11 protein-coding genes are annotated in these 15875 nt (G+C 31.5%); 8 read left to right on the plus strand and 3 right to left on the minus strand.

Annotation, left to right across the window (positions count from 1 at the left end; genetic code table 11):
* Positions 1 to 68: 68 nt before the first annotated feature.
* Complete coding sequence (gene mscL, locus HMPREF3046_RS07345) at positions 69 to 425, minus strand: large conductance mechanosensitive channel protein MscL (protein ID WP_070718152.1); 357 nt, start codon at positions 423 to 425, stop codon at positions 69 to 71.
* A gap of 217 nt (positions 426 to 642) precedes the next feature.
* Between mscL and HMPREF3046_RS07350 the strand changes: the two genes are divergently transcribed.
* The 3 genes from HMPREF3046_RS07350 (at position 643) to menI (ending at position 6034) form a co-directional block, all read left to right on the plus strand.
* The gene (locus tag HMPREF3046_RS07350) at positions 643 to 2289 is read left to right on the plus strand and encodes a glycine betaine uptake BCCT transporter (protein WP_070718155.1); all 1647 of its coding nucleotides are present in this window, start codon (positions 643 to 645) and stop codon (positions 2287 to 2289) included.
* A 372-nt stretch (positions 2290 to 2661) separates the two neighbouring features.
* Positions 2662 to 5367: an aconitate hydratase AcnA gene (gene acnA, locus HMPREF3046_RS07355; protein WP_070718158.1), complete on the plus strand. Its 2706-nt coding sequence runs from the start codon at positions 2662 to 2664 to the stop codon at positions 5365 to 5367.
* Between the two features lie 196 nt (positions 5368 to 5563).
* Positions 5564 to 6034 (plus strand): 1,4-dihydroxy-2-naphthoyl-CoA hydrolase MenI, encoded by a 471-nt coding sequence (gene menI, locus HMPREF3046_RS07360; RefSeq protein WP_002449842.1) that lies wholly within the window; start codon positions 5564 to 5566, stop codon positions 6032 to 6034.
* A gap of 48 nt (positions 6035 to 6082) precedes the next feature.
* Here the strand turns inward: menI and HMPREF3046_RS07365 are convergent, their stop codons facing one another.
* Complete coding sequence (locus HMPREF3046_RS07365) at positions 6083 to 6382, minus strand: HesB/YadR/YfhF family protein (RefSeq protein WP_002449780.1); 300 nt, start codon at positions 6380 to 6382, stop codon at positions 6083 to 6085.
* Positions 6383 to 6540: 158 nt separating this feature from the next.
* Positions 6541 to 7149 (minus strand): glycerol-3-phosphate 1-O-acyltransferase PlsY, encoded by a 609-nt coding sequence (gene plsY, locus HMPREF3046_RS07370; RefSeq protein ID WP_037555986.1) that lies wholly within the window; start codon positions 7147 to 7149, stop codon positions 6541 to 6543.
* 216 nt (positions 7150 to 7365) lie between these two features.
* Between plsY and parE the strand changes: the two genes are divergently transcribed.
* From parE to HMPREF3046_RS07395, 5 genes are all read left to right on the plus strand, one after another.
* Positions 7366 to 9354, plus strand: coding sequence for a DNA topoisomerase IV subunit B (gene parE / locus HMPREF3046_RS07375; protein WP_070718282.1), 1989 nt, complete (start codon positions 7366 to 7368; stop codon positions 9352 to 9354).
* A complete protein-coding gene (gene parC, locus HMPREF3046_RS07380) occupies positions 9351 to 11750 on the plus strand; it encodes a DNA topoisomerase IV subunit A (RefSeq protein WP_070718161.1) in 2400 nt (799 codons plus the stop codon). Before parE ends, parC begins: the two co-directional genes overlap by 4 nt.
* Positions 11751 to 11959: 209 nt before the next feature.
* Positions 11960 to 13420 (plus strand): glutamine transporter AlsT, encoded by a 1461-nt coding sequence (locus HMPREF3046_RS07385; RefSeq protein WP_070718166.1) that lies wholly within the window; start codon positions 11960 to 11962, stop codon positions 13418 to 13420.
* Between the two features lie 129 nt (positions 13421 to 13549).
* Entirely contained in the window at positions 13550 to 14404 is an 855-nt protein-coding gene (gene glcT, locus HMPREF3046_RS07390) for a glucose PTS transporter transcription antiterminator GlcT (RefSeq protein ID WP_070718169.1), read from the plus strand.
* A gap of 63 nt (positions 14405 to 14467) precedes the next feature.
* Positions 14468 to 15697: an AI-2E family transporter gene (locus HMPREF3046_RS07395; protein WP_002455368.1), complete on the plus strand. Its 1230-nt coding sequence runs from the start codon at positions 14468 to 14470 to the stop codon at positions 15695 to 15697.
* Positions 15698 to 15875: the final 178 nt, after the last annotated feature.

Here is a 15875-nt window from a genome sequence, read left to right on the forward strand (position 1 = left end):
TATTTCAATAGAAATTGTCTTTTTTCACTTATTCAGAAACTTTATAGCCCGGACTCATGTTTTTAGATTTATTTATTTGTTTTTAAAAGATCTCGAATTTCTGTAAGTAATACCGTATTTGTATCAATTTCTTCTTCTGGTTCTTCTTTTCTCATAATTGTATTGGCAATCTTAACAAAGATAAATAATGCAAAAGCAACGATAATAAAATCAATAATTGATTGAATGAAAAGACCATACTTAATGCCCCAAAGCTGCCAATCTTTAGCAAAATCTACCGAACCGAACAGTTTACCAATCAATGGCATGATAATATAAGTTACTAAGGATGATACAATTTTATTAAATGCTGCTCCCATAACTACAGCAATTGCTAAATCTAAAACATTTCCTTTAAATGCAAATTCTTTAAATTCTTTTAGCATAGTAATCTCCTATTTATTTACTTTTTTTATACAATATACTATACAAAAAATAAATAAATTAGTAAATATTGAAATTAATGAAATTTGATTAAGATTAAAACGTTTGTTATTATATTAAAGAGGTTTACCGAAAAATTAATTAATTATTTTTATAATTAATTGTGTATTTTTCATTTTGAAAAAATTTAATATTAAGATGAAGGGAGTTATATTAGTTATGAATTCTTCTTCTGAATCAAGTAAGAAAGGAAAGAAATTTTCGCCGGTATTTATTTATAGTGCGATTATCGTAGCAATTATTGTACTAATTGGGGCAATTGTACCGGAACAATTCGATTCAATTACTAGTTCAATAAGTGGATGGATTACTGATAAACTTGGTTGGTATTATTTAATACTTACAACTATTATTGTTTTCTTCTGTGTCTTTTTAATTTTCAGTCCAATTGGGAAATTAAAACTTGGCAAACCTGATGATAAACCAGAGTTTAATACGATTTCATGGTTTGCCATGCTATTTAGTGCAGGTATGGGTATTGGTTTGGTATTCTATGGTGCAGCAGAACCTATGTCACACTTCGCAGCACCACCAACTGCTAGTCCAAAAACGACAGAAGCCTTTACTGAATCACTTCGTTCTACTTTCTTCCATTGGGGATTTCATGCTTGGGCAGTTTATGGTGTCGTAGCTCTTGCTTTAGCATATGCTCAATTTAGAAAAGATGAACCAGGACTTATTTCTAGAACATTACGCCCATTGCTTGGAGATAAAGTAGAAGGACCTATTGGTACGATTATTGATGTACTTTCAGTATTCGCTACAGTAGTAGGGGTAGCTGTATCATTAGGTATGGGTGCATTACAAATTAACGGTGGTTTAAATTACTTATTTGGTGTCCCAAATAATGTATGGGTTCAATCAATTATTATTGTTGTTGTTACAATTTTATTTATTATTAGTGCTTGGTCTGGTCTAAGTAAAGGAATTCAATATTTAAGTAATACCAATATTGGTTTAGGTACAATATTAATGATTGTTGCTTTAATTGTTGGACCGACTGTATTAATTTTGAACATGTTTACAAGTTCAATTGGTAGTTTGTTCAATACATTCTTATTCAACAGTTTTGATACAGCAGCATTAAATTCTCAAAAAAGAGAATGGATGTCTTCTTGGACACTATATTATTGGGGCTGGTGGTTAAGCTGGAGCCCATTCGTAGGTGTATTTATTGCACGTGTGTCTAAAGGACGTTCAATTCGTGAATTTATTTCAGGTGTATTACTTGTTCCAGCTCTAGTAAGCTTCTTATGGTTCAGTGTATTTGGCGTATTAGGTATTGAAATGGGTAAAAAACATTCTGAGCTATTCAAGATGTCAGCAGAAACACAACTCTTTGGCGTATTCAATCATTTACCTTTAGGAATGGTTTTATCACTTGTTGCACTTGTATTAATCGGTTCATTCTTTATTACATCAGCCGATTCAGCAACATTTGTATTAGGTATGCAAACATCATATGGCTCATTAGAACCATCTAACGTGGTAAAAATAACATGGGGTATTGCACAATCTCTTATTGCCTTCATCTTACTCTTAGCAGGTGGTGGAGATGGCGCAGAAGCATTAGGTGCACTACAAAGTGCTGCAATTATTAGTGCATTACCATTCTCCTTTGTGGTCATATTAATGATGATTAGTTTCTATAAAGATGCTAACCAAGAACGCAAATTCTTAGGATTAACATTACAGCCTAATAAACATAGACTAAAAGAATATATTGAATATCAACAAAAAGACTATGAATCTGATATATTAGAAAAACGTCAAAATCGACGTAATGCAGAGAAAGCAGAACAATAATTAATAAAAAACGTCTAAGACAAACCATTTGTCTTAGGCGTTTTTTATTATGTTCAAATCAAAATATAAAGACTTTCAAAAGAAAATCCACATCCAATAGATGTTGAGATTGGAGTCAAAAATTCAAAATGAATTTCTATTCTACTTTCCTTTTTATTTAATTTAGCTTATTGAAAAAAATTCTCATTTAATAAAAAATACTTATAGTTTGAATGTACTATGATAAGTATTTCTTATATTAACTGATTATAAAACCAAAATTCAAATCACTCAAATTCTAGTGATATATAGTTGTTTTAAAAAACATATAATTATACAATTTAATTAAAGGAATATAATTATGAATGTTTAATATTCAAGGGGGATAATCAAATGGCTTCTAACATTAAAGAACAAGCAAAAAAATCATTTGAAGTTCGAGGTAAATCATATACATATTATGATTTAAAAAATCTTGAAGAGCAAGGTTTAACTAAAATCAGTAAGTTACCTTATTCTATTCGTGTTCTACTAGAATCAGTATTAAGACAAGAAGATGACTTTGTTATTACAGATGATCATATTAAAGCATTAGCCCATTTTGGTAAAGAAGGTAATGAAGGAGAAGTACCTTTCAAACCTTCTCGCGTAATCTTGCAAGATTTTACAGGGGTGCCTGCGGTTGTTGACCTAGCTTCATTACGTAAAGCTATGAATGATGTAGGTGGGGATATTAATAAAATTAATCCAGAAGTACCGGTTGATTTAGTCATCGATCACTCTGTACAAGTAGATAGCTATGCAAACCCACATGCGTTAGAACGCAATATGAAGTTAGAATTTGAAAGAAACTATGAACGTTATCAATTTTTAAACTGGGCTACAAAAGCATTTAATAATTATAATGCTGTACCGCCTGCAACAGGTATCGTACACCAAGTTAACTTAGAATATTTAGCTAAGGTAGTTCATGTAAGAGACGTGGACGGTGAACAAACTGCTTTCCCAGATACGCTTGTTGGTACTGATTCACATACTACTATGATAAATGGTATTGGTGTATTAGGTTGGGGTGTTGGTGGTATTGAAGCTGAAGCAGGTATGCTGGGTCAACCATCATATTTCCCAATTCCTGAAGTGATTGGGGTACGCTTAACTAATTCATTACCTCAAGGATCAACTGCCACTGACTTAGCATTACGAGTAACTCAAGAGCTACGTAAAAAAGGTGTAGTTGGTAAATTTGTAGAATTCTTCGGTCCCGGTGTTACCGATTTACCATTAGCTGATCGGGCAACTATTGCTAACATGGCTCCTGAATATGGAGCAACATGTGGTTTCTTCCCAGTTGATGAAGAGTCACTTAAATATATGAAATTAACTGGTCGCTCTGAAGAGCATGTTGAGTTAGTTAAAGCTTATTTACAACAAAACAATATGTTCTTTACATCAGATAAAGAAGATCCACAATATACTGATGTAATTCATTTAGATTTATCGACAGTTGAAGCTTCACTATCTGGTCCTAAACGCCCTCAAGATTTAATTTTCTTAAGTGATATGAAAAAAGAATTCGAAAAATCAGTAACAGCTCCTGCTGGAAACCAAGGTCATGGTTTGGATGAAAGCGAATTTGATAAATCAGCTCATATTCAATTTAATGATGATTCTGAAACAACTATGAAAACAGGAGATATTGCAATTGCAGCGATTACTTCATGTACAAATACATCGAATCCTTACGTGATGTTAGGTGCTGGTTTAGTTGCGAAAAAAGCTGTTGAAAAAGGATTAAAAGTGCCTGAATATGTGAAAACATCATTAGCACCAGGTTCAAAAGTAGTTACAGGTTATTTACGTGATTCTGGATTACAAAAATATCTTGATGATTTAGGATTTAATTTAGTAGGTTATGGATGTACAACTTGTATTGGTAACTCTGGACCACTATTGCCAGAAATTGAAAAAGCTATTGCTAAAGAAGATTTACTAGTTACTTCTGTATTATCTGGTAACCGTAACTTTGAAGGTCGAATCCATCCATTAGTAAAAGCGAACTATCTTGCTTCACCTCAATTAGTTGTTGCGTATGCTTTAGCTGGTACAGTTGATATAGATTTACAAAATGAACCACTTGGTAAAGGTAAAGATGGTCAAGATGTATACTTAAATGATATTTGGCCTTCAATTAAAGAAGTTGCTGATACAGTAGATAGTGTTGTAACACCTGAATTATTTAAAGAAGAATATAAAAATGTATACAACAACAATGAAATGTGGAATGAGATTGATGTTACTGACTCTTTATTATATGACTTCGATCCTAATTCAACGTACATTCAAAATCCAACATTCTTCCAAGGATTATCAAAAGAACCAGGTACCATTGAACCATTAAAAGATTTACGTGTAATGGGTAAATTTGGTGACTCAGTTACAACTGACCATATCTCTCCAGCAGGTGCTATTGGTAAAGATACACCGGCAGGTAAATACTTACTAGATCATGACGTACCTATTCGTGATTTTAACTCATATGGTTCTCGTCGTGGTAACCATGAAGTTATGGTGCGTGGTACATTTGCAAATATTAGAATTAAAAACCAATTAGCACCAGGTACAGAAGGTGGCTTTACAACATATTGGCCAACTGATGAAGTCATGCCAATTTATGATGCTGCAATGAAATATAAAGAAGATGGTATTGGCTTAGCAGTATTAGCATGCAACGATTATGGTATGGGATCTTCACGTGACTGGGCTGCTAAAGGTACTAATTTATTAGGCGTTAAAACTGTAATAGCACAAAGTTATGAACGTATTCACCGTTCTAACTTAGTTATGATGGGTGTATTACCATTACAATTTAAAGATGGAGAATCAGCTGATTCACTTGGTCTAAATGGTAGAGAAGAAATCTCTGTAGATATTAACGAAGATGTACAACCACATGATATTATTAAAGTTCATGCTAAAAAAGAAAGTGGAGAAGTGGTTGATTTTGATGTCATTGTTCGTTTCGATTCACAAGTTGAAATCGACTATTATCGTCACGGTGGCATTCTACAAATGGTATTAAGAAATAAACTTGCTCAATAATACAATGATTCGAAAAAGTATTTAAAAAGTTGAATGTATTTTGAATCCTTAGATGACAATCTCATCTAAGGATTTTTTCTTAATTCGTGTCATTGAGCTATTTCAATAATAGAAGTAGTAAATGGGGAATTCTATAGCAAGTAACTTTTTTATGTTAATATTGAAAATGAACTTAATTGGAAAGAGGTACATAAATATGATTTATAGTATGACTGAAATTGAAGCGAGATACCAAGAGACAGATAAAATGGGAGTAATTTATCATGGGAATTATGCTACATGGTTTGAAGTTGCTCGTACTGATTATATTCGTAAATTAGGTTTTAGTTATGCAGATATGGAAAAAGAAGGTATTATCTCACCCGTCGTGGATTTACAAGTTCAATATAAGAAATCCATTTTTTATCCTGAAAAAGTTAAAGTGAAAACATGGGTAGAACATTATTCAAGATTGCGTTCAACGTACTGTTATGAAGTATATAATGAAAAAGGTGAATTAGCTACTACAGGTTCCACACAGCTATTATGTATTAAAGCAAGTGATTTCAGACCAATTCGTTTAGATCGTTATTTTCCAGAATGGCATCAAGTATATAGTAAAGTCGAAGCATTGAATAACGAAGGTAAGGAATTAGAAATCACACAACGTAGCGATTTGAATATATAAATATAAGACCATAAATATCTGTAAATATTAGATACTTATGGTCTTTTTTTAATTAGTTGTAGAATAAACAATTTCGTCTTCATGGTCTACTTTTTCAACTAGAACTTCATGATCTTCAAAATACCATAAGTCATCTTCTGAAACTACAATAATTAAATCATTATAGTTTTCATGATAACCTATCTCAACGTCATTGCTCGGTTCCACACGAAATGCTGGGCTAAAACCTTGTTTAAGTTGAAATTCTCCACCATACCTCACATAAAATTGTAAGACTTTATTCTCTTCAGGTAAATCTAATTCATTTTTAAACCATTCAACTGCTTCATCAGTCAATTTGATTTTCATTATATGACCTATCCTTTATATTATTATTATTATATTTATAATGTAATAATTGCTTGAACTAAAACATATTGTTCTCACTATTAAACATGAACTGCTTATCATATTTAATTAATAGAACTAAATCCGAATCTTCACATTTGGTGCAAGAAACATCCATTTTACATCCATTTGATTTTTGGTTCTTCACCTTTAAAAATTCTAACAATATTAGAACGGTGTCTAAAAATTAAAATGATTGATACAAAAGCACTCATTCCAAATAATATGTAATCATGAATAACTAATGAACCTATCACACAGCTGATTGCCGCAATAATACTAGATAATGACACGTACTTTGTTAAATATAAAATTCCAAAGAATATGACTGCTAAGATTAAAAGTAAGATTGGATTAACTCCTAACACAACTCCGGCACTTGTGGCTACAGCTTTACCCCCTTTAAATTTAAGATAAATAGGGTAAACATGACCAATTATTGCAAAAATACCGACAATTAATCCATGTGTGAAGAATGTACTAATTGGTCCATGCGCATGCACTGGGAGCCATAATGGGAAAAATACAGTAATGAATCCTTTAAATATATCTAAAAAAGTAACGATAAATCCAGCTGGTTTTCCTAAAACTCTAAAACTATTTGTGGCACCGGTATTACCGCTTCCAAATTCTCTAATATCTTTTTTTAAAAAAACTTTTCCTATAACATAACCATTTGGAATAGCTCCAATGAGATAGCTTAAAATCAACATGAGAACTATCATCATAATTTGTTTACACATCCCTTATATAATGTAGGTATATTTTATCACAAAGTATTCCTGACAACGATTAAAAATTGAAAAAACGTCTTATATATTAAGTTAAATACGTATCTTATATAACTCATACTTGCATTTTAATGCATTTTATATAAGAATAACTATTGTAAAGTTAAAAAAACGAACGTACGTTTGTAGGAGGCGAACGCATTGGCAACAAAAATGACAAATCATTATTCAGATGATTCGATTCAAGTATTAGAAGGACTTGAAGCAGTTAGAAAACGTCCAGGAATGTATATTGGGTCGACTGATAAACGTGGATTACACCATTTAGTATATGAAATTGTCGATAACTCCGTCGATGAAGTTTTAAATGGTTATGGTAATGAAATTGATGTAACAATCAATGAAGATAATAGTATTTCAGTGGAAGATAATGGAAGAGGTATGCCAACTGGTATGCATGCATCTGGTAAACCTACTGTAGAAGTTATTTTTACTGTATTACATGCTGGAGGTAAATTTGGACAAGGGGGATATAAAACTTCTGGAGGACTTCATGGTGTTGGTGCTTCCGTAGTTAATGCTTTAAGTGAATGGCTAGAAGTTGAAATTCATCGAGATGGACAAATTTATAAGCAATCTTTTAAAAACGGTGGTATTCCAACTTCTGGTTTAGTGAAAGCGGGAAAAACTAAGAAAACAGGTACAAAAGTTACATTTAAACCAGACTCAAGTATTTTTAAAGCAACAACGTCATTTAATTTTGATACATTAAGTGAGCGCTTACAAGAATCTGCATTCTTATTAAAAAACTTAAAAATTACTTTGAAAGATCTACGTGATGAAAAAGAACGTGAAGATGTTTATCATTACGAAGAAGGTATTAAAGAATTTGTAAGTTATATCAATGAAGGTAAAGAAGTATTACATGATGTTACGACGTTTACAGGTGCTGCAAATGGAATCGAAGTAGATGTTGCTTTTCAATATAATGATCAATATTCCGAAAGTATATTAAGTTTTGTTAATAATGTACGTACAAAAGACGGCGGGACTCATGAAGTAGGATTTAAAACAGCAATGACACGCGTATTTAATGATTATGCACGCCGTATTAATGAACTTAAAGATAAAGATAAAAACTTAGATGGTAATGATATTAGAGAAGGATTAACAGCAGTGATTTCTGTACGTATTCCAGAAGAACTATTGCAATTTGAGGGACAAACTAAGTCTAAGCTTGGTACATCTGAAGCGCGTAGTGCAGTAGATTCTGTTGTTTCTGAAAAATTACCTTATTACTTAGAGGAAAAGGGTCAATTATCTAAATCTCTTGTGAAGAAAGCTATTAAAGCGCAACAGGCAAGAGAAGCAGCTCGTAAGGCACGGGAGGATGCACGTTCTGGCAAGAAAAACAAGCGTAAAGATACATTATTATCAGGAAAGTTAACGCCTGCTCAAAGTAAGAATACTGAGAAAAATGAATTATATCTTGTCGAAGGTGATTCAGCAGGGGGATCAGCTAAACTTGGAAGAGACAGAAAATTCCAGGCTATTTTACCTTTACGAGGTAAAGTGATTAATACTGAAAAAGCAAAACTTGAAGACATTTTCAAAAATGAAGAAATTAATACAATTATTCATACCATTGGTGCTGGTGTTGGTAATGATTTTAAATTAGAAGATAGTAATTATAATAGAGTTATTATTATGACTGATGCTGATACAGATGGCGCCCATATTCAAGTGTTATTATTAACATTTTTCTTCAAATATATGAGACCTCTTGTTCAAGCAGGTCGTGTTTTTATTGCATTACCTCCGTTATACAAATTAGAAAAAGGTAAAGGGAAATCTAAAAAAGTAGAATATGCTTGGACAGATGATGAATTGGAAAAACTTCAAAAACAATTAGGTAAAGGTTTTATTTTACAACGCTATAAAGGTTTAGGTGAAATGAATCCTGAACAATTGTGGGAAACTACAATGAATCCTGAGACAAGAACGTTGATTAGAGTTCAAATCGATGATGAAGTACGTTCTTCTAAACGTGTAACAACATTAATGGGAGATAAAGTTGCACCAAGACGTGAATGGATTGAAAATCATGTTGAATTTGGCATGCAAGAAGATCAAAGTATTTTAGATAATACAGAAGTTCAAATACTAGATACTGAAGAATATGATGAGGAGGAAATCAATTGAGTGAGATAATTCAAGACCTATCACTTGAAGATGTTATTGGCGATCGCTTTGGAAGATATAGTAAATATATTATTCAAGAACGTGCGTTACCAGATGTGCGTGATGGTTTAAAACCTGTACAACGTAGAATTTTATTTGCTATGTATAGCAGTGGCAATACGTATGATAAAAATTTCCGTAAAAGTGCGAAAACAGTTGGGGATGTTATTGGTCAATATCATCCACATGGTGATTCTTCAGTTTATGATGCAATGGTACGTTTAAGCCAAGATTGGAAGTTGCGTCATGTATTAGTCGAAATGCATGGAAATAATGGTAGTATTGATAATGATCCACCTGCTGCAATGCGTTATACAGAAGCGAAATTAAGTCAACTTTCTGAAGAGTTGGTTCGTGACATTAATAAGGAAACAGTGTCCTTTGTACCAAACTATGATGACACAACACTTGAACCTATGGTGTTACCAGCAAGATTTCCAAATTTACTAGTAAACGGTTCGACTGGTATTTCGGCAGGATATGCTACTGATATTCCTCCACATAATTTAGATGAAGTAATTCAAGCAACATTAAAATATATTGATCATCCTAATATTTCAGTAAATCAATTAATGAAATATATTAAAGGTCCTGATTTTCCAACGGGCGGTATTATTCAAGGCATTGATGGTATAAAGAAAGCCTATGAAACAGGAAAAGGAAAAATTGTTGTTCGTTCAAAAGTAGAGGAAGAAGCGTTAAGAAATGGACGTAAACAATTAATTGTGACAGAAATTCCTTATGAAGTGAATAAAAATTCACTTGTGAAACGTATTGATGAGCTTCGTGCTGATAAAAAAGTAGATGGTATTATTGAAATACGTGATGAAACAGATCGTACAGGTTTAAGAATTGCTATTGAATTAAAAAAAGATATTAATTCAGAGTCTATTAAAAACTATTTATATAAAAACTCTGATTTACAAATTACTTATAATTTCAATATGGTCGCTATTAGTGATGGACGTCCAAAATTAATGGGTCTACGTGAAATTATTGACAGCTATTTAAACCATCAAATTGAAGTTGTAGCTAATCGTACCACATATGACTTAAATCATGCTGAAAAGCGTATGCATATTGTAGAAGGTCTTATGAAAGCTTTATCTATATTAGATGAAGTGATCGCGCTAATTCGTCATTCTAAAAATAAAAAAGATGCAAAAGATAATTTAGTAAAAGAATTTGACTTTACTGAAGCACAAGCAGAAGCCATTGTAATGCTTCAATTATATCGTTTAACTAATACTGATATTGTTGCACTTGAAGAAGAACATAAAGAATTACAAACATTAATAGAAGAGTACCGAAATATTCTTGATAATCATGACGCATTATTAAATGTTATTAAAAAAGAGCTTACAGAGATTCGAAAACGTTTTAAAACATCACGTTTATCTTCAATTGAAGCGGAAATATCAGAAATTAAAATTGATAAAGAAGTTATTGTACCAAGTGAAGAAGTTGTTTTAAGTGTGACTAGACATGGATATATAAAACGTACGTCTACACGTAGCTTTAATGCAAGTGGTGTGACAGAAGTAGGTTTAAAAGAGGGAGATAGTTTACTCAAATACCAAACTGTAAATACTCAAGATACAGCTTTAGTATTTACGAATAAAGGAAGATATCTCTTTATTCCAATTCATAAAATTGCAGATGTGCGATGGAAAGAGTTAGGTCAGCATGTATCGCAAATTGTGCCTTTAGAAGAAAACGAGAGAATTATAGATGTATTTAACGAAAAAACATTTGATGGTAAAGCTTTTTATATTATTGCAACTTGTAATGGCATGATTAAAAAAAGTAATCAATCATTATTTAAAACCACGCGATTTAATAAGCCACTCATTGCAACAAAGTTAAAAAATGAAGATGAAGTGGCAAATGTACTTCGCATAACTCAAGAACAAATGATTACTGTTATTACACATAAAGGCATGTCATTAACGTATTCTACAGAAGAACTTTCAGATACAGGATTAAGAGCGGCTGGTGTGAAATCTATCAATTTAAAAGATGAAGATTACGTTATTATGACTGATACTGTTGATAAGAATAATTCAATCATTATGGCTACGCAAAGAGGAGCAATAAAACGTATTGCTAAAGATATATTACAAGATGCCAAACGCGCACAAAGAGGTATTACACTTTTAAAAGAATTGAAAAAAAATCCTCATCGTATTGTAGCTGCACATGTTGTCAGAGATGAAACATACTATACACTTTATTCAGATAAACATGCTGAAACAGGTGAAATTTCTCGTATTCATCTTTCTGAACAATATACAAATGGTTCATTTGTGGTTGATACAAATGAATTTGGAAATGTAAAATCAATGATAATAAATTAATATGATTTTAAAATTTTTGTTTTCAAGTAATTCATAAGATGATAAAATTAATTTAATATTTAATTATTTATAACTCACAAGAGATTTATATTGTTGGTAAGTATATCAAAGTGATTACATGAGAAATATGTACATTTTGCCCTTTAATACTACAATATAAATCTCTTGTAATGTATATCATAACAATAATTTTGATGAGAGGGATTTAATTGAGAGATTTTGATAGTTTAATACCTGATTGGTTTAAATCCGTCGTCCAAGTTGGAAATGATTTAATCTGGTCACAGTATTTAATAGGTTTACTATTGACAGTAGGTATCTTCTTTACTATTAGTTCTAAATTTGTTCAGCTACGAATGCTACCTGAAATGTTTAAGGCATTAGTCGAAAAACCAGAAACTCTGAAAAATGGAGAGAAAGGTATTTCACCTTTTCAAGCATTTGCTATTAGTGCAGGTTCCCGTGTTGGAACAGGAAATATTGCTGGTGTAGCAACAGCGATTGTGTTAGGTGGCCCTGGGGCAGTTTTTTGGATGTGGATTATCGCATTTATCGGAGCTGCGAGTGCATTTATAGAAGCAACACTTGCACAAGTTTACAAAGTTCATGATAAAGAAGGTGGCTTCCGAGGAGGTCCAGCTTATTACATAACCAAAGGTTTAAATCAAAAATGGCTTGGTATTACATTTGCTGTGTTAATTACTGTTACATTTGCATTTGTATTTAACACAGTTCAATCGAATACTATTGCTGAATCTTTAAGAACCCAATATCATATTAGTCCAGTCATTACTGGTATTATTTTGGCTGTCATTACAGCAATCATTATCTTCGGCGGTGTACGTAGTATTGCAACGTTATCATCTTTAATTATTCCAATAATGGCTATCGTTTATGTTGGTATTGTTTTAGTTATCTTACTAATGAATTTTGATCAAATCATTCCAATGATTGGTACAATTATTAAAAGTGCATTCGGAATGGAACAAGTCGCAGGTGGCGCAGTAGGTACAGCGATTTTACAAGGTGTAAAACGTGGCTTATTCTCTAACGAAGCAGGTATGGGTTCAGCACCCAATGCGGCTGCTACTGCTGCTGTACCACATCCAGTAAAACAGGGGTTACTTCAATCTTTAGGTGTCTTCTTCGATACAATGCTTGTTTGTACAGCAACAGCTATTATGATTTTACTTTACTCAGGCTTAAAATTTGGTGAAAAAGCGCCACAAGGTGTAGAAGTTACACAATCTGCATTGAATGAACATCTTGGTTCTCCGGGCGGTATTTTCTTAACTGTCGCGATTACTCTATTTGCATTTTCTTCTGTAGTTGGTAATTACTATTACGGACAATCTAATATAGAATTTCTATCTAAAAACAAAGCAATTTTATTTATTTTTAGATGCTTAGTTGTTGTATTAGTATTTACAGGAGCAGTTGTTAAAACTGAAACCGTATGGAGTACAGCGGACTTATTTATGGGATTAATGGCCATTGTAAACCTTGTTTCCATTATAGGTCTTTCAAATATTGCATTTGCTGTTATGAAAGATTACATTCAACAAAAACGTGCTGGTTTAAAACCTGTATTTAAACCAGAAAACCTTGAGATTAATTTATTTGGTATTGAATCTTGGGGACGTGAAGATAAAATATCTAAAAAACATTAATAATTTAAATCAACACTTCTTTTCTCCATCTTTTAGAGTAATGCGAGAAAGAAGTGTTTTTTAAAAGGACGACTTTTCAAATATAATGTTTAACTATATAATTTTAATAGTAAAAAAAGGATGATAATGATGAGTAAATATCATATTTCAAAAATTTTAAATAATAACGTCATCATATGCATCAATAGTAATCAAGAAGTTATTTTAATCGGTAAAGGTATTGGTTTTAATAAAAAGCCTGGAATGGTCGTAGATGATAATGCTTCTATTGAGAAAGTGTATAAATTAGATCAAAAACAACAACAAGAATATTACAAATCTCTAGTTGAAATAGCTGATGAAGAGGTCTTACAAGCAATTATTGAATCAGTTAACTATATTACAAGTACAACTTATACGAACGATGATAAACAACTAGTTATTGCCTTAACCGATCATATTATTTTTGCATATAAACGCTTAAAACAAAATCAAATAATTAGTAATCCCTTTGCAATGGAAACTAAACATTTATATAGTGAGGCGTATGATATTGCCACACAAGTTATACAGAGATTAAATGAAAAATTAGATGTCACATTTCCTGAGGATGAAATAGGTTTTATAGCATTGCATATTGCATCAAATAAAGAAGATTTACCTATGAGTGAAATATCTTTAATTAATAAAATGATAAGTAAATGTGTATTAATTATCGAAAATGACATAGGGTATCCTGTAAATCCTCGAACGGTCCAATATCAACGATTTATTAGACATATTCAATTTCTAATTCGTCGTTTAAATAAAAAGGAATACGTTCATGCACAAGATGAATTTATCAACATGGTCAAAACATATTACCCTAATTGTTACAGTACAGCATATAAGATTTCTAAAGTTATTCAAAAAAATCTAGATATTGAGGTAGATGATTCAGAAATTGTTTATTTAGCTTTGCATATTTATCATTTTCAATCTCAAAATAACACACAAAATGAATAAGCTACATGGTATGATATAATATAGATTATTTTATTTTAGATTAAAAGGTACGGTGAAAATGATATGTCAATGGACCACAATAAAGTTGAAGGAAAGAAAGCTAATAAGCTAAGCTTTTCTGAAACACGCTTTATGAAGTTTCTAGGTGGTAAAGATTTATTATTTGCGCTAGTTTCATTAGTATTACTTGGTATTACTATATTCATCTTTGACAAAATTTCTTATGTTTTTCAGCCTTTTGTCATTATCTTTAATACTATTGCAGCGCCAATTATTTTATCGCTTATTTTGTATTATTTGTTAAATCCAGTGATTAATTTGATGGAACGGTATAATATTCCAAGATTATTAGCAATTACAATCGTCTTTCTAGTGATTATTGGAGGAGCAACATTAATTATCGATTTATTAATTCCTGTGATTGGTGATCAAATTAAACAACTTGCAAATAACTTCCCAAAATATATTGAAAAATTTAATAGAGCTATTGATAAAGTGACACATATGTCTATTTTATCTTCATTTTATAATCAAATTCAGGACTGGCTTGATTCTACTTCTAAAAAGATTCCATCGTTAACGTCAGATTATTTTAGTGGATTTGGAACTAAAATTAGAACATTTGCAGAAGCTGTTGTGAATGTTGGTGTTGTGATTGCAACTACTCCATTTGTATTATTCTTTATGTTGAAAGATGGAACTAAATTTAGAGATTATACAACTAAAATTGTGCCGCCTAAATTTAGAAAAGACTATCATGATTTATTAGAAAAAATGAGTGTACAGGTCGGCTCATATATTCAAGGCCAAATTATCGTATCATTTTGTATTGGTATTTTATTGTTTATTGGTTATTCTATTATTGGTTTAGATTATGGATTAGTTCTAGCTTCAATTGCTGCAGTAACGAGCGTAGTCCCATACTTAGGACCAACAATTGCAATTTCTCCGGCAATTATTATTGCGATTATTACTTCACCATTCATGTTATTAAAATTGATTATTGTGTGGACGTTGGTTCAATTTATTGAAGGTCATTTTATTTCTCCTAATATTATGGGAAAAACGTTAAAAATTCATCCTCTAACAATTATCTTTATTTTATTAAGTGCGGGTAATTTGTTAGGTATTGTAGGAGTTATTTTAGGTATTCCTGGCTACGCTATTTTAAAAGTATTAGTTTCTCATATCTTCTTATTATTTAAGCGTCGTTACAATAAATACTATGGTGACGATGCAGGTCAATATGAGATTAAAAAAGAAGAACATAAAAATTACACAGAAGCAGAATAAATTACTATATTAAAAAGCCTGAGACATAATGAGTTGTCTCGGGCTTTTTAATATAGTGATAGTCATGTTGCTAGAGTGGAACAATGAATTCTCTTCTACTCCCTTTTCCTTTTATCTTACAATTATGTTAGTTCGATAGTCTAAAGATATATATCTAGAATATGATATGATATATTTT

The organism is Staphylococcus sp. HMSC070D05 (genome assembly GCF_001815595.1).
Taxonomy (GTDB): Bacteria; Bacillota; Bacilli; order Staphylococcales; family Staphylococcaceae; genus Staphylococcus; species Staphylococcus hominis.

What these genes read in the sequence shown, in the direction of transcription:
- HMPREF3046_RS07365 (WP_002449780.1), bottom strand. Translation starts at nt 6,382, where the DNA reads ATGAAAATCAAATTGACTGATGAAGCAGTTGAATGGTTTAAAAATGAA.
- plsY (WP_037555986.1), bottom strand. Translation starts at nt 7,149, where the DNA reads ATGATGATAGTTCTCATGTTGATTTTAAGCTATCTCATTGGAGCTATT.
- acnA (WP_070718158.1), top strand. Translation starts at nt 2,662, where the DNA reads ATGGCTTCTAACATTAAAGAACAAGCAAAAAAATCATTTGAAGTTCGA.
- glcT (WP_070718169.1), top strand. Translation starts at nt 13,550, where the DNA reads ATGAGTAAATATCATATTTCAAAAATTTTAAATAATAACGTCATCATA.
- HMPREF3046_RS07350 (WP_070718155.1), top strand. Translation starts at nt 643, where the DNA reads ATGAATTCTTCTTCTGAATCAAGTAAGAAAGGAAAGAAATTTTCGCCG.
- HMPREF3046_RS07395 (WP_002455368.1), top strand. Translation starts at nt 14,468, where the DNA reads ATGTCAATGGACCACAATAAAGTTGAAGGAAAGAAAGCTAATAAGCTA.
- menI (WP_002449842.1), top strand. Translation starts at nt 5,564, where the DNA reads ATGATTTATAGTATGACTGAAATTGAAGCGAGATACCAAGAGACAGAT.
- parE (WP_070718282.1), top strand. Translation starts at nt 7,366, where the DNA reads ATGACAAATCATTATTCAGATGATTCGATTCAAGTATTAGAAGGACTT.
- mscL (WP_070718152.1), bottom strand. Translation starts at nt 425, where the DNA reads ATGCTAAAAGAATTTAAAGAATTTGCATTTAAAGGAAATGTTTTAGAT.